This is a genomic window from Bradyrhizobium sp. USDA 4486 (assembly GCF_054057995.1).
The window spans coordinates 6,610,234-6,634,396 of sequence record NZ_JBSRZV010000001.1 but is presented as its reverse complement, the minus strand read 5'-3'; the positions used below and the strand labels follow the sequence as shown (position 1 = coordinate 6,634,396).

At 65.1% G+C, this 24,163-nt stretch carries 22 protein-coding genes; 11 read left to right on the top strand and 11 right to left on the bottom strand.

What is annotated here, in order from left to right; translation table 11 throughout:
- Positions 1-16 precede the first annotated feature (16 nt).
- The 8 genes from ACVWY3_RS31305 to ACVWY3_RS31270 all read left to right on the top strand — a co-directional run bounded on the left by ACVWY3_RS31305 (position 17) and on the right by ACVWY3_RS31270 (position 7,116).
- Positions 17-661, top strand: coding sequence for a nicotinate-nucleotide adenylyltransferase (locus ACVWY3_RS31305; protein ID WP_456841914.1), 645 nt, complete (start codon positions 17-19; stop codon positions 659-661).
- 206 nt (positions 662-867) lie between these two features.
- Positions 868-1,224, top strand: coding sequence for a ribosome silencing factor (rsfS, locus tag ACVWY3_RS31300; protein ID WP_456841913.1), 357 nt, complete (start codon positions 868-870; stop codon positions 1,222-1,224).
- A 111-nt stretch (positions 1,225-1,335) separates the two neighbouring features.
- Entirely contained in the window at positions 1,336-1,818 is a 483-nt protein-coding gene (gene rlmH, locus ACVWY3_RS31295) for a 23S rRNA (pseudouridine(1915)-N(3))-methyltransferase RlmH (RefSeq protein WP_456841912.1), read from the top strand.
- Positions 1,819-1,851: 33 nt separating this feature from the next.
- Entirely contained in the window at positions 1,852-3,207 is a 1,356-nt protein-coding gene (locus ACVWY3_RS31290) for a murein hydrolase activator EnvC family protein (RefSeq protein WP_456841911.1), read from the top strand.
- The gene (locus ACVWY3_RS31285; protein WP_456841910.1) at positions 3,204-4,562 is read left to right on the top strand and encodes a S41 family peptidase; all 1,359 of its coding nucleotides are present in this window, start codon (positions 3,204-3,206) and stop codon (positions 4,560-4,562) included. Before ACVWY3_RS31290 ends, ACVWY3_RS31285 begins: the two co-directional genes overlap by 4 nt.
- Positions 4,563-4,707: 145 nt before the next feature.
- A complete protein-coding gene (locus ACVWY3_RS31280; protein WP_456841909.1) occupies positions 4,708-5,931 on the top strand; it encodes a divergent polysaccharide deacetylase family protein in 1,224 nt (407 codons plus the stop codon).
- 73 nt (positions 5,932-6,004) lie between these two features.
- Positions 6,005-6,511 (top strand): RNA pyrophosphohydrolase, encoded by a 507-nt coding sequence (locus ACVWY3_RS31275; protein ID WP_456841908.1) that lies wholly within the window; start codon positions 6,005-6,007, stop codon positions 6,509-6,511.
- Between the two features lie 104 nt (positions 6,512-6,615).
- A complete protein-coding gene (locus ACVWY3_RS31270; protein WP_456841907.1) occupies positions 6,616-7,116 on the top strand; it encodes an RNA pyrophosphohydrolase in 501 nt (166 codons plus the stop codon).
- A gap of 268 nt (positions 7,117-7,384) precedes the next feature.
- Here the strand turns inward: ACVWY3_RS31270 and ACVWY3_RS31265 are convergent, their stop codons facing one another.
- The 6 genes from ACVWY3_RS31265 to ACVWY3_RS31240 all read right to left on the bottom strand — a co-directional run bounded on the left by ACVWY3_RS31265 (position 7,385) and on the right by ACVWY3_RS31240 (position 14,373).
- Positions 7,385-9,055, bottom strand: a complete 1,671-nt coding sequence (locus ACVWY3_RS31265; protein WP_456841906.1) for an adenylate/guanylate cyclase domain-containing protein — start codon at positions 9,053-9,055, stop codon at positions 7,385-7,387.
- 152 nt (positions 9,056-9,207) lie between these two features.
- Positions 9,208-9,615: a F0F1 ATP synthase subunit epsilon gene (locus ACVWY3_RS31260; RefSeq protein WP_456841905.1), complete on the bottom strand. Its 408-nt coding sequence runs from the start codon at positions 9,613-9,615 to the stop codon at positions 9,208-9,210.
- A gap of 142 nt (positions 9,616-9,757) precedes the next feature.
- Positions 9,758-11,200: a F0F1 ATP synthase subunit beta gene (gene atpD / locus ACVWY3_RS31255; protein ID WP_456841904.1), complete on the bottom strand. Its 1,443-nt coding sequence runs from the start codon at positions 11,198-11,200 to the stop codon at positions 9,758-9,760.
- Between the two features lie 34 nt (positions 11,201-11,234).
- On the bottom strand, positions 11,235-12,110 hold the full coding sequence (locus tag ACVWY3_RS31250; RefSeq protein WP_456841903.1) for a F0F1 ATP synthase subunit gamma: 876 nt from the start codon (positions 12,108-12,110) through the stop codon (positions 11,235-11,237).
- A gap of 173 nt (positions 12,111-12,283) precedes the next feature.
- Positions 12,284-13,813, bottom strand: a complete 1,530-nt coding sequence (gene atpA, locus ACVWY3_RS31245) for a F0F1 ATP synthase subunit alpha (RefSeq protein WP_456841902.1) — start codon at positions 13,811-13,813, stop codon at positions 12,284-12,286.
- Positions 13,813-14,373 (bottom strand): F0F1 ATP synthase subunit delta, encoded by a 561-nt coding sequence (locus ACVWY3_RS31240; RefSeq protein WP_456841901.1) that lies wholly within the window; start codon positions 14,371-14,373, stop codon positions 13,813-13,815. The genes atpA and ACVWY3_RS31240 overlap by 1 nt, the downstream gene beginning before the upstream one ends.
- A gap of 660 nt (positions 14,374-15,033) precedes the next feature.
- Between ACVWY3_RS31240 and ACVWY3_RS31235 the strand changes: the two genes are divergently transcribed.
- Positions 15,034-15,537, top strand: coding sequence for a septal ring lytic transglycosylase RlpA family protein (locus tag ACVWY3_RS31235; protein WP_456841900.1), 504 nt, complete (start codon positions 15,034-15,036; stop codon positions 15,535-15,537).
- A gap of 205 nt (positions 15,538-15,742) precedes the next feature.
- On the opposite strand, the gene ACVWY3_RS31230 is transcribed toward ACVWY3_RS31235, so the two are convergent.
- Entirely contained in the window at positions 15,743-17,953 is a 2,211-nt protein-coding gene (locus ACVWY3_RS31230) for a primosomal protein N' (RefSeq protein ID WP_456841899.1), read from the bottom strand.
- A gap of 123 nt (positions 17,954-18,076) precedes the next feature.
- Between ACVWY3_RS31230 and ACVWY3_RS31225 the strand changes: the two genes are divergently transcribed.
- On the top strand, positions 18,077-19,042 hold the full coding sequence (locus ACVWY3_RS31225; protein ID WP_456841898.1) for a tyrosine recombinase XerC: 966 nt from the start codon (positions 18,077-18,079) through the stop codon (positions 19,040-19,042).
- A gap of 121 nt (positions 19,043-19,163) precedes the next feature.
- Positions 19,164-19,754 (top strand): DUF4337 domain-containing protein, encoded by a 591-nt coding sequence (locus ACVWY3_RS31220; RefSeq protein WP_456841897.1) that lies wholly within the window; start codon positions 19,164-19,166, stop codon positions 19,752-19,754.
- A 202-nt stretch (positions 19,755-19,956) separates the two neighbouring features.
- Here ACVWY3_RS31220 and ACVWY3_RS31215 read toward each other — a convergent pair whose 3' ends face one another.
- Genes ACVWY3_RS31215 through odhB form a run of 4 tightly spaced genes read right to left on the bottom strand, consistent with a single transcriptional unit; the run spans position 19,957 to position 24,035 of the window.
- Positions 19,957-20,487 carry a hypothetical protein gene (locus ACVWY3_RS31215; RefSeq protein ID WP_456841896.1) on the bottom strand — a complete coding sequence of 177 codons (531 nt, stop codon included), beginning with the start codon at positions 20,485-20,487 and terminating at the stop codon, positions 19,957-19,959.
- Between the two features lie 33 nt (positions 20,488-20,520).
- Entirely contained in the window at positions 20,521-21,921 is a 1,401-nt protein-coding gene (gene lpdA / locus ACVWY3_RS31210; protein ID WP_456841895.1) for a dihydrolipoyl dehydrogenase, read from the bottom strand.
- 58 nt (positions 21,922-21,979) lie between these two features.
- Positions 21,980-22,741, bottom strand: coding sequence for an SDR family oxidoreductase (locus ACVWY3_RS31205; RefSeq protein ID WP_456843503.1), 762 nt, complete (start codon positions 22,739-22,741; stop codon positions 21,980-21,982).
- Positions 22,742-22,793: 52 nt separating this feature from the next.
- A complete protein-coding gene (gene odhB, locus ACVWY3_RS31200) occupies positions 22,794-24,035 on the bottom strand; it encodes a 2-oxoglutarate dehydrogenase complex dihydrolipoyllysine-residue succinyltransferase (protein WP_456841894.1) in 1,242 nt (413 codons plus the stop codon).
- Positions 24,036-24,163 lie beyond the last annotated feature (128 nt).

Below are 24,163 nucleotides of genomic sequence, written 5' to 3'. Positions count from 1 at the left end.
AGTCGCAGGGCGGGCATTGAGCAACAATTTCGTCGTGCCGCGTTTCGTGGCGCAAGCAGTCCCGCCCCACACCAAGGGCATGCGCATCGGCCTGCTCGGCGGTTCGTTCAATCCGCCGCATCAGGCCCATCGCGCGATCAGCCGGTTCGCCTTGACGCGATTGCAACTCGATCGCGTCTGGTGGCTGGTGACCCCCGGCAATCCGCTCAAGGAGAACGGCAATCTGCATGAGCTCGGCGAGCGGATGCAGGCCGCGCGCGACGTCGCCGACGACCCCAGGATCGAGGTGAGCTGTCTCGAATCCGTCATTCGTACCCGCTATACTATCGACACGATCAACACCTTGCGCCGCCGCTTCTCGGGCCTGCGCTTTGTCTGGATTATGGGCGCCGATAACCTCGCTCAATTCCATCGTTGGCAGGACTGGCGGCGTATCGCGGCCCAAGTTCCGATGGCAGTGATCGATCGGCCGCCGCAGAGCTTTCGTGCCCTCGCCTCGCCCGCCGCCAAGGCGCTCGCGCGCTACCGCCTGCCCGAGGAAAAGGCAGCATTGCTCGCGGACCAGCCGGCGCCGGCCTGGGTCTTTCTGACCGGTTTGAAGCTGAATCTCTCCTCAACGGGCCTGCGGAACCCGGACGGGAGCTGGAAGGGAACAACGTGAGACGGCGTGTGCGGAGCGTGGTGGGGATTTGGGGCTCTCTGGCATATTGAAACCCTTAACCCCACATGATGTAGTGTAACCGGTGGGCGCCGGATTCGGCGTTCGCGATACAGTGAAAGGAATGGTCCCTGACCACATCTGTATTGTCCAAGTCTGTTTTACCCAAGGTTGCTAAGCCTACGCGTAAAACATCGACCAAAGCGGCCTTGCAGGCGCAACCCGACGCCGACAAGACGCTGAGCCTGATCCTCTCCCGCCTCGAGGACATGAAGGCGGAAGAGACGGTCACCATCGACCTTCGCGGCAAATCGACGTACTCCGACTACATGATCGTCACCACCGGCCGGGTGAACCGGCACGTCGGCGCGATCGCGGACAACGTCACGAAGGGCCTCAAGGAAAACGGCATCAAGAGCATCCACGTCGAGGGCTTGCCCAATTGCGACTGGGTGCTGATCGATTCCGGCGATGTGATCGTGCACGTGTTCAGACCCGAGGTCCGCGAGTTCTACAACCTTGAGCGGTTGTACACGCAGGGCCCAGGGGCGGCGAAGGCGATCTAGGCTCAACGAGCCGATTTCGAATCGGCTGACGCGCATGCTAGCGTCGTGCGCGCGCAAACTGCGCGCGGTCTCGAAACACGACTCCGAAGATATCGGACCCCTGAAGATATCATGCGCGTTGCTGTCATTGCGGTGGGCCGGCTGAAGCAGGGCCCCGAACGGGAGCTCGCCGACCGCTATTTCGAGCGGTTCGACGAGGCCGGCCGCAAGCTCGGATTCCGCGAGCTCAGCATCCACGAGATCCCAGAAAGCCGTGCGCGCGACGCCGCGACGCGGATGGCCGAAGAGGCCGCGGCGATCTCCGCGCATGTTCCCGAAAAATCGATCCTGGTGGCGCTGGACGAGCGCGGCCAGAATCTCGACTCCGCCGTATTCGCACGGCACCTCGGCCGCTGGCGCGACGAGGGTGCCGGTCATACTATCTTCGTGATCGGAGGGGCGGACGGACTTTCGCCCGAATTGCGCCGTAAGGCCAAGCTCGCGATCGCGTTCGGCGCTGCGACCTGGCCGCATCAAATGGTCCGCGTCATGCTTCTGGAACAGCTTTATCGGGCCGCCACCATTCTGGCCGGCCACCCCTATCACCGCGCGTGAGGCGCGCCACAACGAGCACCTTTACCTGACGCGATGCGAGCGCCTGTCCTCAACCTGCTGATTGCAAGCCTCGCAGGCGCAAGCCTCGCGCAAGCCCACGTAAGCCTCGCGCAAGCTCAGGCCGCAGCACCGGCACCGCAGACCGCGGCCGTCTCGCCCGAGGCGATCAAGCAGCGCGAGCAGGAGCTCGAGGCCGCGCGCGCACGGCAGAAGAGCGCGGAGGAGGCGCAGGCCAAGCTCAAGGCCGAGATCACCTCGCTCGGCCAGGACCGCACCCAGCTCAATCAGCAATTGATCGACACCGCCGCCAATGTGCGCACTGTCGAGACCAAGATCGACGAGGCCGAAGCGCGGCTGCGCACACTCAATGGGCGCGAGCAGGAGATGCGCAGCTCGCTCGATTCGCGCCGCGCCGACATCGTCGAGGTGCTGGCGGCGTTGCAGCGAGCCGGCCGGCGCACGCCGCCGGCGCTGCTGGTGCGGCCCGAGGATGCGCTGCAATCATTGCGCACGGCGATGCTGCTCGGCGCGGTTGTGCCGGAATTGCGCGGCCGCGCGGAAAAGATCGCAAGTGAGATCGGCGAGCTCGTCGCCCTGCGCAAGACCATCGCGAGCGAACGCGACCAGCTCGCCTCCGACCGCGACAGGGTCAGGAGCGATCAGACCCGCCTCGCGGCCCTGGTCGACGAGCGGCAGCGCCAGCAGGCGGCACGCGAAAAGGACCTCGATGCCGAGAGCTCGCGCGCCATCGCGCTTTCAAAACAGGTCGGCGATCTCCAGGGGCTGATCACCAGGATGGAGCAGGACCTGCAGAGCGCCGCCAAGGCCGCCGAGAAGGCGGCCGAGGCCGCAAGGCAGGCCGAGGCCAAGGCGGCCGCGAACGCCAATGCCAGCGCAAAGTCCGGCCCAGCCGCTTTCAAGGACCGCTCGCGGACCACCCCGGCGATTGCCTTCGCCTCGGCCAAGGGGCTCCTGCCGCTTCCGGTTAACGGTAACAAGATCAGGGACTTTGGCGGTTCCGACGGGGTCGGCGGGGTCCAGAAGGGCATTTCCCTGGCGACCAAGCCCGGCTCCCAGGTCACAACGCCGTGTGACGGCTGGGTGGTCTATTCCGGCCCATTCCGCAGCTATGGACAACTCTTGATCCTCAACGCCGGGGGCGGGTATCATGTCCTGATCGCCGGGATGGAGCGCATTTCGGTAAACATCGGGCAGTTTGTGCTCACGGGGGAGCCAGTCGCGACCATGGGGTCGACCTCTCAAGTCGCCTCCATTCTCGCCACGAACGCGAGCCAACCTGTGCTCTATGTCGAGTTCCGCAAAGACGGCACTCCAATCGATCCAGGCCCATGGTGGGCCGCAAATGAAGGCGAGAAGGTTCGCGGATGATGCGCAAGACTTCAGTTATTCTCCTCAGCGCGGCCACCGGTGCGGCGCTGACGCTGTTCGTGACCCAGCCCCGCGCGGTATTCATGGGCTCCAGCGCGCGAGCCGCGACCGCGGACACCTATCGCCAGCTCAATTTGTTCGGCGACGTCTTCGAGCGCGTGCGCTCCGATTATGTCGAGAAGCCCGACGACACCAAGCTGATTGAATCCGCCATCAGCGGCATGCTCACTGGCCTCGATCCGCATTCGAGCTACATGGACGCCAAGAGCTTCCGCGACATGCAGGTGCAGACCCGCGGTGAGTTCGGCGGCCTCGGCATCGAGGTCACGATGGAGGACGGCCTGATCAAGGTGGTCTCGCCGATCGACGACACCCCCGCCTCGCGCGCCGGCATCATGGCCAACGACATCATCACCAATCTCGACGACGAGGCGGTGCAGGGCCTGACCCTGAACCAGGCGGTCGAGAAGATGCGCGGTCCGGTCAACACCAAGATCAAGCTGAAGATCATCCGCAAGGGCCAGGACAATCCGATCGACGTCACCCTGGTGCGCGACAACATCCGCGTCCGCTCGGTGCGCGCCCGTGTCGAGGCCGACGACATCGCCTACGTCCGCATCACCACCTTCAACGAGCAGACCACCGAAGGCCTGAAGCGCGAGGTCGCCAATCTCTCGAATCAGATCGGCGACAAGCTCAAGGGCTACATCATCGATCTGCGCAACAACCCGGGCGGCCTGCTCGAGGAAGCGGTCACCGTCTCAGACTCGTTCCTGGAGAAGGGCGAGATCGTCTCGACCCGCGGCCGCAATGCCGAGGAGACCCAGCGCCGCACCGCGCATGCCGGCGACCTCACCAAGGGCAAGCCGGTCATCGTGCTGATCAATGGCGGTTCGGCCTCGGCGTCGGAAATCGTCGCCGGCGCGCTGCAGGACCACAAGCGCGCGACCATCGTCGGCACGCGCTCGTTCGGCAAGGGCTCGGTGCAGACCATCATCCCGCTCGGCTCGGGCAACGGCGCGCTGCGCCTGACCACCGCGCGCTACTACACGCCGTCGGGCAAGTCGATCCAGGCCAAGGGCATCGTGCCTGACATCGAAGTGCTCCAGGACGTGCCGGACGAGCTGAAGTCGCGCACCGACACCAAGGGCGAGGCTTCGCTGCGCGGCCATCTCAAGAACGATGGCGACGAGAAGACCGGTTCGCAGTCCTACGTCCCGCCGGATGCCAAGGACGACAAGGCGCTCAAGCTCGCCGACGATCTGCTCCACGGCATCAAGAACAGCGCGTCCGCCGCGCCGACGCCGGGCGGCGACAGCAAGGCGACCGCCGACAGGCCCAAAGCCGCGAACTAAGTCGGCACATCAAGCGATCCAAAGAAAAGGGCGGCTTTGAGGAGCCGCCCTTTTTGCTTGGAACTCCTCAGTCTCCGCCCTCTCCCGGCCTGCCGCCACTTGACCCCGGCGTGGTATCGTCGGGGCGAGTGATTCGGGATCTCGCATGACTGAAACGGCCGATGATCTGAGCGCCCCGCTCGGACAGGACAAGCCGCGCCGCAAACGCCGGCTGCGGCTGCCGTTCACGGCCATGCAGTTCCTCGCCGTCATGCTCGGCCTGTTCCTCGTCACCTTCGCCGGCTTCGCCATCTTCAACAAGGATCCGCTCGGCGGCGAGCCGATGACGCGGATCGCGATCCGGGAGCCCAAGGCGACCGACGAGAAACCGGCCGCATCCAGCCATGGCCAAGAAGGCAAGCAGGAGAGCAAGCACGAGGCCAAGGAAGCGGCGAAGCTGGCAGGCGAGCAGAAGACCGTCACCATGATCGACGGCTCGACCGGCGCGCGCCATGACGTCGTGATCGGCGCCGCCGATGCCGCCGACAAGGGCGATGCGGCCGCTGCATCCGCCCCGCCCCCCGTGATGGCGGGGATCGACCCGAAGCTGCTGGAGAAGTCGCGCTACGGGATGATCCCCGTGGTGGCCGGAGACCTGAAGCCCTTCAACGTCTATGCAGCGGATGCCGATCGGGCCAAGGCCGCCAGGATGCCGGTGGTCGCGATCGTGATTGGCGGCCTCGGCGTCGGCGCGGCAAAAACCACCGATGCGATCATGAAGCTGCCGGCTGCGGTGACGCTGGCCTTCACGCCCTACGGCGCCGATCCCGGCAAGCTTGCCGAACGCGCCCGCGCCCAGCGCCACGAGATCTTCCTGCAGATCCCGATGGAGCCCTACGACTTCCCGGACAACGATCCCGGGCCGCAGACGCTGCTGACCTCGCTCACCACCGACCAGAACATGGACCGCCTGTACTGGCACCTCAGCCGGATGCAGGGCTATGCCGGCATCACCAATTTCATGGGCGCCCGCTTCATCGCGACGGACGCGGCAATGCAGCCGGTCATCCGCGAGGCCGCCAAGCGCGGCCTCGGCTTCTTCGACGACGGCTCCTCGCCGCGCAGCATCGCGCCGCAGCTTGCCGGCAGCCAGGCGATGCCGTTCGGCAAGGGCGACATTGCGATCGACGCGGTGCCGACGCCGACCGAGATCGACCGCGCCCTCAACAAGCTCGAAGCGGCAGCGCGCGAGCGCGGCGCTGCCATCGGCACCGCCTCGGCCCTGCCCGTCTCGATCGAGCGCATCAGTGCCTGGTCCCGGACATTGAGCGACCGAGGTATCCTTTTGGTGCCATTGACAACCGTGATGCTGAAATCAAAATCCAGCTAAATCAACGGATTGGGACGGCACGAGGCCGGCGGGGCCTGTTCGAGCCCTACAGCACGCGGAGAGGTCTGGCGGAATGGCGCGTTACGAGGATCTGCCCTACCGGACCTGCGTCGGCGTGATGCTGATCAACCCAAAGGGACTGGTGTTCATCGGCCGCCGCGCCGGTGGCGTCGAGCATGTCGATGACAGCCATGTCTGGCAGATGCCGCAGGGCGGTGTCGATCCCGGCGAGGACACCTGGGAAGCCGCGCGGCGCGAGCTTTATGAGGAAACCAGCGTGCGCTCGGTCGAGCGGCTCGGCGAGGTTCCGGACTGGCTCACCTACGACATTCCCCGCACCGTGGCGGGCCGCGCCTGGAAGGGCCGCTATCGCGGCCAGCGCCAGAAATGGTACGCGGTGCGCTTCACCGGGAAGGACAGCGAGATCAATGTCGAGAGGCCGGGCGGCGGCGGCCACAAGGCCGAATTCGTCAGCTGGCGTTGGGAGCCGATGAAGAACCTCCCCGGGCTGATCATCCCGTTCAAGCGCCCGGTCTACGAGCGGGTGGTGCAGGAATTTTCCGCGCTGGCGGAGGATTGAGCCTTATTGTCGTCCCGGGGCGATGCGCAGCATCGAACCCGAGACCTCGAGATTCCGGGTTCGCACTGCGCGCGCCCCGGAATGACGACGAGAGATATTTGCAAGTGCCCGATCAAAAACCCTACCGCCCCAATGTCGGCATCGCGCTGTTCAATGCCGATGGCCGCGTGCTGATCGGCCATCGCTTCAAGGGCGACGGGCCCGAGATCATCCTGCCCGGCCTCGACTGGCAGATGCCGCAGGGCGGGGTCGACGAGGGCGAGAACCTGCGCGATGCGGCGATGCGCGAGCTCTGGGAGGAGACCAGCGTCGTCAGTGCCGACTATCTCGGCGAGACCGACTGGTTCAGCTACGAATTCCCGCCCTATGACGGGCCGCAGACGCATCGCCTCGCAAAATTCCGCGGTCAGCGCCAGAAATGGTTCGCACTGCGCTTCACCGGCAAGGATGACGAGATCGATCCGCTGACACCGCGCAACGGCCAGCCCGCCGAGTTCGACGCCTGGCGCTGGGAGCGCCTCGACCGCGTCGCCGACCTCGTGGTGCCGTTCCGACGCGAGGTCTACCGCGCCGTGGCGCGCGAGTTTGCGGCGTTCGGAAACTGAGACAACCCCATGCACAGTAGAATGGCGTTTGAAATCATTTGAGAATTTTTTCGCTGAGATTTGCGTGTGAGGGCGGCACCGCTCTCTCGCTCCCTCCGCCGCAAGGGGGAGGGAACGCACCTCCGCGGGCGCGCTAGAGCATGATCCGGAAAAGTGCGAAGCGGTTTTCCGAAAAGATCATGCTCAAGCAATAACCTCAAGCGCGATGATGATTCGTCCTGATCCCATCGCGCTTTAGTCGGGCCCAAGCGCAGCAGACTTTAGTTGATCAGTTGATTGGTCCCACCGTGAATGGGCCGATGGCGATGACGTGGCAATCGCTGTCGCGCCTGGCGCAGTCGGCGAGTGCGGCGCTGACGGCGGTCTGCTCGTCGGCGGCCTTCAGGCCGAGCCCGGGACGGCCTGCGGTGCCGACGGCAACGGCATTCCAGCCCATGGCATCGCCGAGCTTGCGCACGACGTCGTCGCGGTCGTCGGCGACGATCGAGGGATTGCTGGCAGCATGGAAGAAGCCGGTGACCCTGAACAGGGCCGGGATCGGCACGACGAAATTGTCGTCGACCGCGACGATCATGCAGGCGACGCCGGCAATGGCGCCGCACGATTCGAGCGAACGCCGCGCCGCGTCCTCGGCGGAAGCTGCTCCGAGCACCATGAAATATTGTCCGCCCGGGCCGAGTGCGATCGAGCGGGATTTCGCTGCCGGCACGAACATGTTCTCGAGCCGCACCTTTTGCTGTTCGCGCACGATCGGAAAATCCTTCGACGCGAAGGGCCGCTCGGTCATGGCGTCATGCCGGAAGTACGGCGACGGCGGCATCGGCGGCTTGCCGTGGGCGTAGACGACATTGTTGCCGACCGCATAGAGCTCGCAGCGCCGCGGCGATTGCGCCGCATCGGCGCGCTTCTGGCACTGCTCGATCGCACCGTTGCGCGCAGCCTCCTCGCTCGGCTGGTTCAACACCGAGCCGGTGAAGCCGCCGACATTGAGCGCGAAGGCCTTGTAGTCGCCGGCCGCGGAATAGTCGCCGGCGAGGTAATTGCGGACGCGCTCGTTGATGAAAGGCACGCTGTCGGCGGCAAGCTTGCCCGCCATCGGCGCGGCGGATGGGGACGGCGCCGGCATCGGCGCCATCGCAGCGCCGGCATTCGACGGAGCCATCTGGGCCTTTACAACCTGGCTCGGCGTTGGGCTCGGCGCCATGGCCGCCGCGCTCGGCGTTGTGCTCGGCACGACAGTGGGTGTGACCGCCGGCGTCGATGCGGCGGTCGCCGTCTGCTTGAGCCTGGTGTTGTAGAGGAAGCCCGAGACGACGATGGCGACGATCGAGACGATGGCAACCACGAGCGGCCACATCCACACCGGTGCGGCAGCGAGCTTCGCGCCCGCCTTCTTCACCTGCGGCTTGGTGTAGGTGCCGTCCTCGCGGCGCATCGCCACCATGTAGGCGTGAACGGGCGTTGGGATGTTCTTGACCTCCTGCGCACCGATATCGGCGAACTGCACCGAGAGCTTGTTGGCAACCTGCTCGTGCACCGCGCGGGAGATGCAGATGCCGCCAACCTCGGCGAGGCCTTCGAGCCGGGCCGCGATATTGACGCCGTCACCCAGCAAATCGCCGTCGCGCTCAACCACGTCGCCGATGGTGATGCCGATGCGGAACGACATCTGCCGGCTCGGCGGATAGGCCATGTTGCGGGTTCGCAAGGACTCCTGGATGTCGATCGCGCAGCGCACCGCATCGACCGCGCTCGGAAATTCCGCGAGCACGGCATCGCCCGCCGTGTTGAAGATGCGTCCGCCCGCCTTTGCGATGAAATCGTCGACGACCTCGCGATAAGAGGCGAGACGCCGCAGCGTCTCCTCTTCGTCTTCCGCAACCAGCCTCGAGTAACCGGCAATATCGGCCGCGAAAATCGCCGCGATCTTGCGTTTCATCTGCACCCAGCCCCGGAACAAATTCGCGGGCGCAGAATGCCGCTATCTTCGGCGCGGTGCAACAAAGTTTCAGCGCCCACCATGGTGGGTGACGAGCGCTGAACTTGTTCGGGAATTTTGAAGCTTGAGCCCCGGAGCGGCTGCGCCGGGGCTTAGTGCATAGCCGTGGAATTGAGCTGCTGCTGAATGCTCTTGTAATGGTCGAGCCGCTCGATCGCCTGATCGAGCTCGCTGCCTTCGTGCTCTTTCAGCCCCTCTTCCATCTCCGAGATGGTCTCGGCGAACTGGGCGCGATCGAGCTCGTCCAGCGAGGTCGCGACGTCGGCGAGCACGGTCAGGCCGTTTTCGGAGACTTCGGCGAGGCCGCCGAGCACGATGACCTTCTCGTGGCGGCCAGCGGTGGTGATGGTGAGAATGCCGGGCCGGACCGCAGCCACGACCGGGGCATGTCCGGCCAGCACGCCGAAATCACCCTCGACGCCGGGGATGTCGACCTGATCGACCTCACCTGAGAAGGCGAGCTTTTCCGGAGAGACGAGATCGAAGTGGAAGGTGGCCATGGGCTATCCGTTGTTTTCCGCTTGTCACCCGCGGGCTTGCCCCGCGGGCCCATCCATCAAAATTCTCTTTCGATGGATCGCCGGGACTTCAGTTCGAAGACGCGCTTCGCGCTTTAGCCCGGCGATGACGAGATGAGAAAGCTTAAGCCGCTTCAGCAGCCAGCTTCTTGCCCTTCTCGACGGCCTCTTCGATGGTGCCGACCATGTAGAAGGCGGCTTCCGGCAGGTGATCGTACTTGCCGTCCACCAGGCCCTTGAAGCCCTTGATGGTGTCGGCGAGCTCGACGAACTTGCCGGGCGAACCCGTGAAGATTTCGGCGACGTGGAACGGCTGCGACAGGAAGCGCTCGATCTTGCGGGCGCGGGCCACCGTCAGCTTGTCCTCTTCCGAAAGCTCGTCCATGCCGAGAATGGCGATGATGTCCTGGAGCGACTTGTAGCGCTGCAGCACCTGCTGGACCTGACGGGCGACCGCGTAGTGCTCCTCGCCGACGACCAGCGGGGAGAGCATGCGGGAGGTCGAGTCGAGCGGGTCCACCGCCGGATAGATGCCCTTTTCCGAGATCGCGCGCGACAGCACCGTGGTGGCGTCCAAGTGCGCGAACGAGGTGGCGGGTGCCGGGTCGGTCAAGTCGTCGGCCGGGACGTAGATCGCCTGCACCGAGGTGATCGAACCCTTCTGCGTCGTGGTGATGCGCTCCTGCAGCGCGCCCATGTCGGTCGCGAGCGTCGGCTGATAACCCACCGCCGAAGGAATACGGCCGAGCAGCGCCGACACTTCCGAACCCGCTTGCGTGAAGCGGAAGATGTTGTCGACGAAGAACAGCACGTCCTGGCCCTGGTCGCGGAAGTGCTCGGCAACAGTCAGACCGGTCAGGCCGACGCGGGCGCGGGCGCCCGGCGGCTCGTTCATCTGGCCGAACACCAGCGCGCACTTCGACTTCACGCTCGGATCCGGATTGTGCGGATCGGCGTTGACCTTGGACTCGATGAACTCGTGATAGAGGTCGTTGCCCTCGCGGGTCCGCTCGCCGACGCCGGCGAACACGGAGTAACCGCCGTGCGCCTTGGCGACGTTGTTGATCAGCTCCTGAATCAGCACGGTCTTGCCGACGCCAGCGCCGCCGAACAGGCCGATCTTGCCGCCCTTCGCATACGGCGCGAGCAGATCGACGACCTTGATGCCGGTGACGAGAATTTCGGCTTCGGTCGACTGGTCGGTATAGGTCGGAGCTTCCTGGTGGATGGCGCGGGTGCCTTCCGACTTGATCGGGCCGGCCTCGTCGATCGGCTCGCCGATGACGTTCATGATGCGGCCGAGCGTACCGTCACCCACGGGAACCGAGATCGGCTGACCGGTGTCTGTCACCTCCTGGCCGCGCACCAGACCTTCGGTGGCGTCCATCGCGATCGTGCGGACGGTCGACTCGCCGAGATGCTGCGCGACTTCCAGCACCAGGCGGTTGTTGCCGTTCTTGGTCTCGAGCGAGTTGAGAATGGCCGGCAGGTGGCCTTCGAACTGCACGTCGACGACGGCGCCCATGACCTGGGTAACGCGACCGATCTGTGTGGCTGCTGTAGCCATTTACTGTCTCCTTCGATCCGAATTTCGTTTCCGGTCAGACTGCTTCTGCGCCGGAGATGATTTCGATGAGTTCCTTGGTGATCTGAGCCTGACGCGTGCGGTTGTAGACCAGCGTCTGCTTGCGGATCATTTCGCCGGCGTTGCGGGTGGCGTTGTCCATCGCCGACATCTGCGCGCCGTAGAACGAAGCGTTGTTCTCGAGCAGGGCGCGGAAGATCTGCACCGCGAGATTGCGCGGCAACAGGCGCGTGAGGATCTCGTCCTCCTCCGGCTCATATTCGTAAGAGGTCGCGCTGCCGTTCGCACCGCCTTCCTCGACAACCAGCGGAATGATCTGCTGGGCGGTCGGGACCTGTGCGATCACCGACTTGAACTGCGAGTAGAACAGCGTGCAGACGTCGAACTCGCCGGCGTCGAAACGGGCCAGCACCTTCTTGGCGATGTCCTCGGCGTTGACGAAACCGAGCTGGCGCACGCTACGCAGGTCGAGATGCTCGACGATCTGCCTGTCGAACTGGCGGCGCAACTGCTCATAGCCCTTGCGGCCGACGCAGAAGAATTTGACTTCCTTGCCCTGCGCGCTCAGCGCCAACGCGCGCTCGCGGGCGAGACGCACGATCGAGGAGTTGAAGGCGCCGGACAGGCCGCGCTCGCCGGTGCAGACCAGCAGCAGGTGGACCTGGTCCCTCCCGGTGCCGGCCAGCAGCGTCGGCGCACCGGGCGAGCCGGCGGCGGCGCTGGCGATGTTGGAGATCACCGCGCTCATCTTGTCGGCGTAGGGACGCGCGGCTTCCGCCGCGGTCTGCGCGCGGCGCAGCTTGGAGGCCGCGACCATCTGCATGGCCTTGGTGATCTTTTGCGTCGCCTTGGTGGAGGCGATGCGGACGCGCATGTCTTTAAGTGACGCCATTCTTCGTTCACCCCGGCGGCCAGCCTGTGGCTTGCCGCGACCCTATCCTTTCGTCATGCCCGGGCTTGTCCCGGGCATCCACGTCTTCTCCCCCACGCGGCGACGCGTGGATGGCCGGGACATCAGAGGCGAAGACGCGCTTCGCGCTTTAGCCCGGCCATGACGGTTCTCTATTACGCGAAGCTCTTGGCGAAACCTTCGACCACCGACTTCAGCTTGGCGGCGGTGTCATCCGAGAGGTCACGGCTGTCGCGGATCGCGTTGAGAATGTCGACGTGCTTGCCGCGCAGCAGCGAGAGCAGACCGTCCTCGAACGCACGCACCTTGTTGATCGGGAGCGGATCGAGATAGCCGTTGGTGCCGGCCCAGATCACACAGACCTGCTCTTCCATCTTCAGCGGCGAGAACTGCGGCTGCTTCAGCAGCTCGGTCAGGCGCGAGCCGCGATTCAGCAGGCGCTGGGTCGATGCGTCGAGGTCGGAGCCGAACTGCGCGAACGCCGCCATTTCGCGGTACTGGGCGAGCTCGCCCTTGATCTTGCCGGCGACCTTCTTGGTGGCCTTAGTCTGCGCCGACGAACCCACGCGCGACACCGACAGACCGACGTTCACCGCGGGACGGATGCCCTGGAAGAACAGGTCGGTTTCCAGGAAGATCTGGCCGTCGGTGATCGAGATGACGTTGGTCGGAATGTAGGCCGACACGTCGTTGGCCTGGGTTTCGATGACCGGCAGCGCCGTCAGCGAGCCCGAGCCCTGGTCCTTGTTCAGCTTCGCCGCGCGCTCGAGCAGGCGGGAGTGCAGATAGAACACGTCGCCGGGATAGGCTTCGCGGCCCGGCGGACGGCGCAGCAGCAGCGACATCTGGCGGTAGGCGACGGCCTGCTTCGACAAGTCGTCATAGATGATGACCGCGTGCATGCCGTTGTCGCGGAAGTACTCGCCCATGGTGCAGCCGGTGAAGGGCGCGATGTACTGCATCGGCGCCGGATCAGACGCTGTGGCAGCGACGACGATCGAGTATTCGAGCGCGCCCTGCTCTTCCAGCACCTTCACGAACTGCGCGACGGTCGAACGCTTCTGGCCGACAGCGACGTAGACGCAGTACAGCTTGATGTTCTCGTCCGGCTGCGCGTTTAGCGGCTTCTGGTTCAGGATGGTGTCGAGCGCGATCGCGGTCTTGCCGGTCTGGCGGTCGCCGATGATCAGCTCACGCTGACCGCGGCCGATCGGGATCAGGGCATCGATCGCCTTGAGGCCGGTCGCCATCGGCTCGTTCACCGACTTGCGCGGAATGATGCCGGGCGCCTTGACGTCGACGCGCATGCGCTTGTCGGCCTGGATCGGACCCTTGCCGTCGATCGGATTGCCGAGCGCGTCGACGACGCGGCCGAGCAGGCCCTTGCCGACCGGCGCGTCCACGATGGCGCGGGTGCGCTTGACGGTCTGGCCTTCCTTGATCTCCCGGTCGGCACCGAAAATAACGACGCCGACGTTGTCGGTTTCGAGGTTCAGCGCCATGCCGCGGGTGCCGTTCTCGAACTCGACCATTTCACCGGCCTGGACGTTGTCCAGACCATAGACGCGGGCGATGCCGTCGCCGACGGACAGCACCTGTCCGACTTCGGAAACTTCAGCTTCCTGGCCGAAATTCTTGATCTGGTCCTTGAGGATCGCGGAAATTTCCGCGGCGCGGATGTCCATCAGCCTGCCTCTTTCATCGCGTGCTTGATCGAATTGAGTTTGGTGCGAAGCGAACCATCGACCATGCGGCTGCCCAGCTTGACGACGAGGCCACCGATGATCGCGGGATCGACTTTCACGTTCAGCGCGACGTCCTTGCCGGTCACCGACTTCAGGGCAACCTTGAGGGCGTCGAGATTCTTGTCGGAGAGCGCCTCCGCCACGGTCACGTCGGCCGTCGTCTCGCCCTTGAACTTGGCGACGAGGGCGCGATAGGCGCGGATGACGTCAGCCACCGCGAACAGGCGGCGGTTGGCGGTCAGCACCTTGAGGAAATTGGCGGAGATGCCGGCAATGCCGGCCTTGTCCAGAACGGCCGCGAGCGCCTTGGACTGGGCGTCGGCGGCGAACACCGGGCTGCGGACGAGGCGCTTGAGATCGGCGCTCTCGTTCAGCATGGCATCGAATTTGTCGAGATCGGCTTTGACCTCGTCGACCACTTTCTGGTCGCGGGCCAGTTCAAACAAGGCCGTTGCATAACGGCCCGACACACCTGAAACGGACGTATCTTCTGCAGCCACAGACGCGCTCTTTTTGCTGTCAAACTCGCAAGGGAAAAACCGTCGCCACGAAGCGGCGCCTAGCGATCCAAGCCCTTGGAATTCAAGCGGGACTTCGATTTTCGGCCGACACGGGAGGTGCCGGGTCCGTTAAAATCGCGGCTTTGCTAACATAGCAGGCGCGCACGTGCAACATGACGCCAAATTAAAGGCATGAGGTTCGTTCGCCACTTCGTCGCAGCATCTCGCGCGAAATGACGAGCTGCCGGGTGACCTGCCCGGCAGCCTGCTGTGCCACGGAATTGCCTTGAGCCTTACGACCGCATCCCGCCACTTTGTTCCTGCCCCGAGCGCATAGCGGCCATGAACACGGATCGCTGAGGCGTGACCTCCGGCCCTCCTGTTCCGCGCCCCGAATACTTATCGAATTCTAAGGATCGGGAACGACAACTTCGATCCACAGTATTCACAAGTAATGCGGAAGTTAACGAATTATTAAAATTCAAGACCACGGGCCATCGGCTGCAATATCGGTGCCAGTCACAAGATGTTTCACGACGAAACATAACGAATTTACTGCCCAATTCATGCCTCATTGGGAATCGAAACGCCGTCCCGCTCACAAACTGATGGGGGCTCCACTTGCCACATATGTGGCAATACTAGCTTAGGGACCAATAGATGCTGTCTTTGAAGACGCTGGGCTCCGTGACCCAGCCGCGCACGGCGATTGCCTTTGTTGCCGCAACTCTCATCGTCGGTGGAACTGCCACCGAAGCTTCCGCCAAGTCCCGGCATCACCGGCACTCGCATCATCACCGCCACCACGCCCAGGCTGACACCAACGCCGGCGCGGATTGGCGCAGCGCCAATGCGTCGATGAACCCGTCCACGGGCACCGGCCGCAGCTTCTCCGGCATGGCCTCCTACTACGGCAACGAATCCGGCAGCCGCACCGCCTCGGGCCAGCGCTTCAATCAGAATGCCATGACCGCGGCGCACCGTTCGCTGCCGTTCGGCACCAAGCTCCGCGTCACCCATGGCGGCCAGAGCGTCATCGTCACCATCAATGACCGTGGCCCGTTCATCCGCGGCCGCGTGCTCGATCTCTCCACGGGCGCCGCCCGCGCCATCGGCCTCACCGGCGCCGGCGTCGGCCGCGTCACCGCGGAAGTCATCTCGTAAGGCGTTCAAGACGCCTCACATCGCCCGCGCAGATTTCATCAGTTTGATGCGCGCGCGAAACAAGCCCGCGGTCTTGGGGGACCGCGGGCTTTTTATCGTCACCCCGGGGCGATGCGCAGCATCGAACCCGGGATCTCGAGATTCTCAGGTGCGCAACTGCGCACCATAGTTCACGCTTCGCGTGCCCCGGAATGACGGTAGGGACCTACAAAAAGCTCTGCGGATCGACGTCGACTTCGAGCTTCAGATTGCCTGTCGGCTTCGGGCAGACCGCGAGCCAGTTGCGCAAATAATCCGAGAGATCAAAGCCGCGCGCGGACTTCACCAGGATGCGGAAGCGGTAACGGCCCTTGATCACGGCGAGCGGGGCTTCCGCGGGGCCCAGCACCACGACGCGCTCGTCGCGCGGGGCGAGCGCAACGAGCTTGCGGCCGAAGCCATCCGCGCTCGGGCGGTCGCCCGCGGAGATGATGAGGCTCGCGAGGCGGCCGAACGGCGGATAGAGCGTCTTCTCACGCAGCTCGATCTCGCTGTCGTAAAAAGCCTCGCGGTCGCAGGCGATCAGCGCCTTCATCACGGGATGATCGGGCTGATGGGTCTGGAGATAACCGACGCCGCGGCCCTGCTCGCGGCCGGCGCGACCGATCACCTGATTGAGCAATTGCCAGGTGCGCTCCGCCGCCCGCGGATCGCCATTGCTAAGGCCGAGATCCGCATCGACCACCCCGACGAGATTGAGCCGCGGGAAGTTGTGGCCTTTCGCGACGAGCTGCGTGCCGATGATGATGTCGACGCGGCCTTCCGCGATCTCGGCGAGTTCCGAGCGCATCGTCTCGATCGAGGTGATGAGATCGCTCGACAGCACCATGGTGCGTGCGTCCGGGAACAGCGCGGCGGCTTCCTCCTGCAAACGCTCGACGCCGGGGCCAACCGCGACCAGGGATTCCTCTGCCGAGCAGTTCGGACAGAGATGCGGTCGCGGCATCGAGAAGCCGCAATGGTGGCAGACGAGGCGCTGGCGGAATCTGTGATCGACCAGCCAGGCATCGCAGATGGTGCAGGCGAAGCGATGGCCGCAGGCGCGGCACAGCGTCAGCGGCGCATAGCCGCGACGGTTAAGGAACAAGAGCGCCTGCTCACGCCGCTCGATCGCGGTCCTGATCTCGCCCGCAAGCCGCGGCGAGATGAAGCGGCCGCGTGCGGGCGGCTCGCGGCGCAGGTCGATGGCCTCGATATGCGGCATGTGCTGGCCGCCGAAACGCGAGGGCAGCGCGATGCGTTGATAGCGGTTCTTGCGCGCATTGACCTCGGATTCGACCGAGGGCGTTGCGGAGGCCAGCACGATCGGGATCTTTGCGATATGCGCGCGCACCACCGCCATGTCGCGGGCGTGATAATGCACGCCCTCGTCCTGCTTGTAGGCCTGGTCGTGCTCTTCATCGACGACGATGAGGCCGAGATTGGCATAAGGCAGAAACAGCGCCGAGCGCGCGCCGACCACGACGGGGGCTGATCCTTCGGAGATCGCCGCCCAGTTGCGCGCGCGGGTGCGCGGCGTCAGCTCGGAGTGCCATTCGATCGGGCGTACGCCAAAACGCTGCGCAAAGCGGTCGAGGAACTGGCCGGTGAGCGCGATCTCCGGCATCAGGATCAGGGACTGTTTTCCGCGGCGGATGGTTTCCGCAACGGCCTCGAAATAGACCTCGGTCTTGCCGGAGCCGGTGACGCCGTCGAGCAGCGCGACGTGGAACGTGCCATTGGCCGCGAGCGCGCGCATCGCATCGACGCCGGCACGCTGCAGCGGCGAAAAATCCGGACGGCCGAATTCGGGATCGGGAGCCGGCGGCGGCGGAGGCGGCGGCATCGGCTCGACCGTGAGCGTGCCTTCATCGACGAGGCCGTCGATCACGCCGGCGGAGACGCCGGCTTCCTTGGCCGCCTCGGATTTGCCGTGCAGCAGCCGGTCCGACAGCAGCTCGATCACGCGCGCCCGCGCCGGCGTCAGCCGCCTGGGGGGATCACCGACGAGGCGCACGCCGGGGCGCACCCGCTCGGGACCCAAATTCTCGCCCATGCGCAGGCACATGCGCAGCACCATGCCGCGCGGGCTCAGGGTGTAATTAGCGACCCAGTCGACGACCGATCGCAATTCGGGTCTCAGCGGCTGGATGTCGAGCTTCTCGCTGACCTCCTTGAGGCGGTTGTGCAGGCGTGGATCGGGATTGGCGTTCTCGCCCCAGACCACGGCCAGCACCTCACGGGCCCCAAGCGGCACCCCGACGAGATCGCCCGCCTTCAGCTCCATCCCGCGTGGCACCTTGTAGGAATAGGTCTGGTCGAGCGCGACCGGCACCAGCACGTCGACCATGCGGGTCGCGTTGGCGGGGACGGCGTTGCTGCGCGGCGAATGATCCATCAACGGTCTTTGGAGGGAGAATCGGAACCCTGCAGCCTTCAGGCTAGCGCCGTGGCGCGGCCTTAGCGAACAGTAAACTGGTCTGATGCGATATACTGTGCGGAATCATTACGTCCAGAGCGCATGAGCAAAGCGGCCGCCCCCCAGATCGAGCTCGCCAGTGCCGATCCCTCGATCGCGCAGGAGATGGCGCGCTGGCTGGCGCATCTCGGTGCCGAGCGGCGGCTTTCGCCGAAGACGCTGGAGGCCTATGGCCGCGACTTGCGGCAGTGTCTCGATTTCCTTTGCGGTCATTGGGGCGAGCGCGTGACGCTGGCGCGTTTCGCATCGCTTGAAGCCACCGACATCCGCGCGTTCATGGCGATGCGCCGCGCCGACGACATCGCCGGCCGCAGCCTGATGCGCGCGCTGGCGGGCCTGCGCTCGTTCGGCCGCTTCCTCGAGCGCGAAGGCAAGGGCAAGGTCGGCGCGCTCTCCGCGATCCGTGCGCCGAAGGTGGCGAAGAGCCTGCCGAAGCCGCTACCGATGGCGTCGGCAAAGCGTCTTGCCGATGCCGACGAGCGCGCCGGCGAAGAACGCGAGACCTGGATCCTGGTACGCGATGCCGCGGTGATGGCGCTGCTGTATGGCTCGGGCCTGCGCATCTCGGAAGCGTTGGGGTTGAAGCGCCGCGAGGTGCCGCGTCCGGGCGAAGGCGACGTGCTGATCGTCACGGGCAAAGGCAACAAGACCCGCATGGTGCCGGTGCTGCAGAACGTGCTCGAACTGGTGCAGGAATATGTTTCGATGTGCCCGTATCCGCTGCCGGCGGAAGGGCCGATCTTCGTCGGCGCACGCGGCGGACCGCTCAGTCCGCGCATCATCCAGCTCGCGATGGAGCGCCTGCGCGGCGCGCTTGGGCTCCCCGACAGCGCGACGCCGCATGCGCTGCGCCATTCCTTCGCCACGCATCTGCTCTCGCGCGGCGGCGACTTACGCGCCATCCAGGAATTGCTCGGCCATTCCTCGCTCTCGACCACGCAGGTCTATACCGGCATCGATTCGGAGCGGTTGCTGGAAGTCTATGCCAGCGCGCATCCAAGACGCTGAGCTGCCTCTGAACCAGCGCTGAATAGCCGCGCGGTTCTGACATGAAGCTGTCACAGCGTGCGTGCCTCTTGCGCAGCGCCCGCGGTTCGGTCAATCGTTGGGAGCCACGACAGGAGGATTTATGAGCGCACATGAAAGCATGGAGCATGCCGAGCACGCCGAACACGCGTCCGGCTCGAACAAGAAGATCGCCCTGCTGATCGCCGTGCTGGCGCTGTTCCTGGCGATCTCGGAGACGCTCGGCAAGGGTGCGCAGACCGAAGCGATCAGCAAGAACGTCGAGGCCGCCAATCTCTGGGCGTTCTTCCAGGCCAAGAGCATCCGCCGCACCGTGGTGGTGACCGCAGCCGAGCAGGGCAAGCTCACGCTCGGCGCCACCACCGAGGACGCGCAGAAGGCGGCGGTGCAGAAACAGATCGACGACTGGACCAAGACCGCGCAGCGCTACCGCTCCGAGCCGGAGACCGGCGAAGGCACCGAGCAGCTCGCCGAGAAGGCCAGGCATGCCGAGCACGAACGCGACGAGGCGACCGCGAAGTACCATCATTTCGAGCTGGCATCGGCCGCCTTCCAGATCGGCATCGTGCTGGCCTCGGCCACCATCATCACCGGCATGATCGCGCTCGCCTATGTCGGCGGCATCCTGACGCTCGCCGGCATCGTCATGACCGCGCTCGGCCTGTGGTGGCCGCACCTGCTGCATCTGCATTGAGGGGGCTCAAGGCGCGGCGGCGACACTGCTAATTCCGTCATCCTGAGGTGCGAGGGCCGCGATGCAACGCATCGCGGGCGGAGCCTCGAAGGATGAACGGCCACCGCTATAGCCGCGAGGCAAGAGCCGGGCCGTCGCCCTTCGAGTGCCGCTGAAGAAGCGAGCCACCTCAGGGTGACGTGTGAGATGAATGTGCCGGCGCTCACCGCGCCTCGTGCACGCTCTTTCTGAAACGCTGGATCAGGCGCAGCGTGCGTGACGACCAGCCTTCGCCGTTGCCGGCGATCAGCTCGCGGATGCGGCGCTTGACCGGGTCGACCAGCTCGGAGGCCTTGGCGCGGACCTTGAGCACCAGCTCATAGAGCCGCTCGAACCAGTGCATCTCCAGCAGCTTGTCGCGGGTGACGTCGAACACGAAGGCGGTGACGCCGACGCCCAGCAGCTTTGCGAACAGGAATGTGGAGACGCCGCTCAGCCAGTATTCGTGCGTGAGCAGATAGAGGCCGATCAGCTTGAGCGGAAACAGCGGGATGATCGGTACCGCGAACACGATCAGCGTCATGGCCGGCGGCAGCGCATCGACGCGCTCCGTCAGCCATTGCTTGAACCGTGCGAGCGGAATGGCTGCGACAACCCGCGCGACGATCGGCTCGAGATGGTCCCACAGCCAGGCTTCGATCAGGAAGACGATCGCCAGCAGGACCCAGACCGGTTGAAGGAGGCGGCGCAGCATGTGTTTCCCGCCCGATTCGGAGCTGGGCGCGGCCTACATATGGATAGCCCGCTTGCCGACTGCAAGCGCGGCTTCCTTGACGGCTTCCGAGCGGGTCGGATGCGCGTGGCAGGTGCGGGCGAGATCTTCCGCACTGCCGCCGAATTCCATGAGAACACAGGCCTCATGGATCATTTCACCGGCCTCGATGCCGATAATGTGCACGCCGAGCACGCGATCGGTCTTCGCATCTGCGAGAATCTTCACAAAACCATCAGTCGTTTGGTTGACCTTGGAGCGGCCGTTGGCGGTAAAGGGAAACTTCCCGACGGTATAAGCGACGCCCGCCTGCTTCAGCTCCTCCTCGGTCTTGCCGACCGAGGACACTTCCGGCGTGGTATACACGACGCCTGGAATAACGTCGTAATTCACGTGGCCGGCCTGGCCGGCGATGATCTCGGCAACCGCAACGCCTTCATCCTCGGCCTTGTGCGCGAGCATCGGGCCTGCGACGACGTCGCCGATGGCATAGACGCCCTTCAGGCTGGTGGCGAAATGCGGATCGATCTGGACGCGGCCGCGATTGTCCAGCGCAACGCCGGCTTCCTTCAGGCCGAGCCCATCCGTGTAGGGCACGCGGCCGATGCACACGAGCACGACGTCCGCCTCGATGGTCTCGGCCGCGCCACCCGCAGCCGGTTCGATTTTCGCAAGCAGTGCCTTGCCGTTCGCTTCGACGCCGGTGACCTTCGAACCAAGCTTGAACGCAAACCCCTGCTTTTCGAGGATGCGCTGGAACTGCTTGGCGATCTCGCCATCCATGCCGGGCAGGATGCGATCCAGGAATTCGACGACCATGACCTCGGACCCGAGTCTGCGCCACACCGAGCCGAGCTCAAGCCCGATCACGCCGGCGCCGATGACCAGCAATCTGCCCGGCACCTTGTCCAGCGACAGCGCGCCGGTCGAGGAGACGATGCGCTTCTCGTCGATCTCGATACCCTTGAGGCGCGCGATGTCCGAGCCGGTGGCGATCACGATGTTCTTGGTCTCGACGATTTGCGACTTGCCGTCGGCGGAGACTTCGACCTTGCCGGTGCCGAGGATCTTGCCGGTGCCCTTGAGCACGTCGACCTTGTTCTTCTTCATCAGGAACTCGACGCCCTTGACGTTGCCGTCGATGCCCTGCTGCTTGAAGTTCATCATTGCGGGAAGATCGAGCTTCGGCGAGGAGACCGACACGCCCATCTTGGCGAAGGAGTGCCCGGCTTCCTCGAACATCTCGGAGGCGTGCAGCAGCGCCTTCGAGGGCATGCAGCCGACGTTGAGGCAGGTGCCGCCGAGCGTCGCGTTCTTTTCGACCACGGCGACTTTCATGCCGAGCTGGCTGGCGCGCACCGCGCAGACATAACCGCCCGGTCCGGTGCCGATGACGACGAGATCGTAGGTAGCCATGAGAGAAAGTCCCGTAAGGTTTGGCGTGATGAGGATGTGTCAGCGTCCGCGCGGCGCGTCAGCGTCCGCCGGACACATCGAGAATGGCTGAGGTGACGTAAGACGCCTCGTCCGACAGCAGCCAGACGATGGCATTGGCGATTTCGTCGGCGGTGCCGACGCGCTTCATCGGCACCAGATGGGCCAGACGATGGGCGCGGTCGGGCTCGCCGCCGGCGGCGTGGATCTCGGTGTCGATCAGGCCGGGGCGAATGCCGGCGACACGAATGCCTTCGCTCGCGACCTCATAGCCGAGGCCGATGGTGAAGGAATCGATCGCGCCCTTCGACGCCGCGTAGTCGACATAGGTGTTGGGCGAGCCGAGCTTGGCAGCGACCGACGACAGATTGACGATGACGCCGCCCTTGCCGCCGTGCTTGGTCGACATCCGCTTCACCGCCTCGCGCGCGCAGAGGATCGAGCCGGTGACGTTGACGGCCATGACGCGCTGGATGCGCTCGGCCGACATCTCGTCGACGCGCACGCCGCTCTTGCCGACGATGCCGCCATTGTTGACGAGCGCGCCAAGCGTACCGAACTTGTCCGCTTCCTTGAACAAATTGAGGATGTCGCTTTCCTCGGCGACATCGCATTTCACCGCGATGGCCTTGCCGTTGCTGGCCGCGATCGTGGCTACGACCTCGTCGGCGGCCTGCTTGTTGCTGGCATAGCCGACCACGACGCGGTAGCCGCGCGCGGCCGCCGCAAGCGCGGTCGCCCGCCCGATGCCGCGGCTGCCGCCGGTGATGACAACGACCTTATCCGTCACGCGCGCCTCCATGGTTCGACACGCGCCGTCGCGCATGGCGACGGCGCTCGCAGAGCATCGGGGATCAGAGATCGAGCACCAGGCGCGCCGGATCTTCCAGGCTCTCCTTGACGCGAACCAGGAAGGTGACGGCTTCCTTGCCGTCGATGACGCGGTGATCGTAGGACAGCGCCAGATACATCATCGGACGGACCTCGATCTTGCCGCCGACGACCATCGGCCGCTCCTGGATCTTGTGCATGCCCAAAATGCCGGACTGCGGCGCGTTCAGGATCGGGGTCGACATCAGCGAGCCGTAGATGCCGCCATTGGTGATGGTGAAGGTGCCGCCCTGCATCTCGTCGATCTTGAGCTGGCCGTCACGGGCGCGGCGGCCGAAATCGGCGATGCTCTTCTCGATGTCGGAGATCGACTTGTGGTCGCAGTCGCGCACCACGGGCACGACGAGACCCTTGTCGGTGCCGACGGCGACGCCGATGTGATAGTAGTTCTTGTAGATCAGGTCGCTGCCGTCGATCTCGGCGTTGACCGCCGGGATATCCTTCAGCGCCTGCACGACGGCCTTGGTGAAGAAGCCCATGAAGCCGAGCTTGGCGCCGTGCTTCTTCTCGAACGCATCCTTGTAGTGGGCGCGCAGCGCCATGACATTGGTCATGTCGACCTCGTTGAAGGTCGTGAGCATGGCCGCGGTGTTCTGCACGTCCTTGAGGCGGCGCGCGATGGTCTGGCGCAGACGGGTCATCTTGACGCGCTCTTCGCGGGCAGCGTCATCGGCCGGCGACGGCGCGCGCACCTGCACGGCGGCGGCGGGCTGGTTGACCGGGGTCGGCGCGGAGGCGGCGCGCTCGATCGCAGCAAGCATGTCGCCCTTGGTGACGCGGCCGTCCTTGCCCGAGCCCGGAACGGTGGAGGCGTCGATGCCGCTCTCGGCCGAAATCTTGCGCACGGACGGGGCGAGCGGCGCATCGGCCGGCGGCGCCTTGGCGGCCGGAGCAGGCGCGGGAGCAGCAGCCGCAGGAGCGGGAGCTGCAGCCGGCTTGGCAGGCGCGGCGGCGGACTTGGCAGCGCCGGCACCGTCGGTGATCTGGCCGAGCAGCGCGCCGACCGCAACGGTCGCGCCGTCGGCGGCGATGATCTCGCTCAGCGTGCCGGCGGAGGGCGCCGGGACCTCGATGGTAACCTTGTCGGTTTCGAGCTCCACCAAGGGCTCGTCGACGGCGACCGGGTCGCCGGCCTTCTTGAACCAGCGGCCGATGGTGGCCTCGGTGACGGATTCGCCGAGCGTCGGCACACGAATTTCAGTCATGGTCTTTTCCTTAAGGAGATCGCAGTCGCGGTCATGAATTTTACAGGTGTCATGCCCCGCGAAGGCGGGGCATCCAGTACTCCGCGGCGTTCGTGGTCATCACGGCCGTCACGGCGTACTGGATCGCC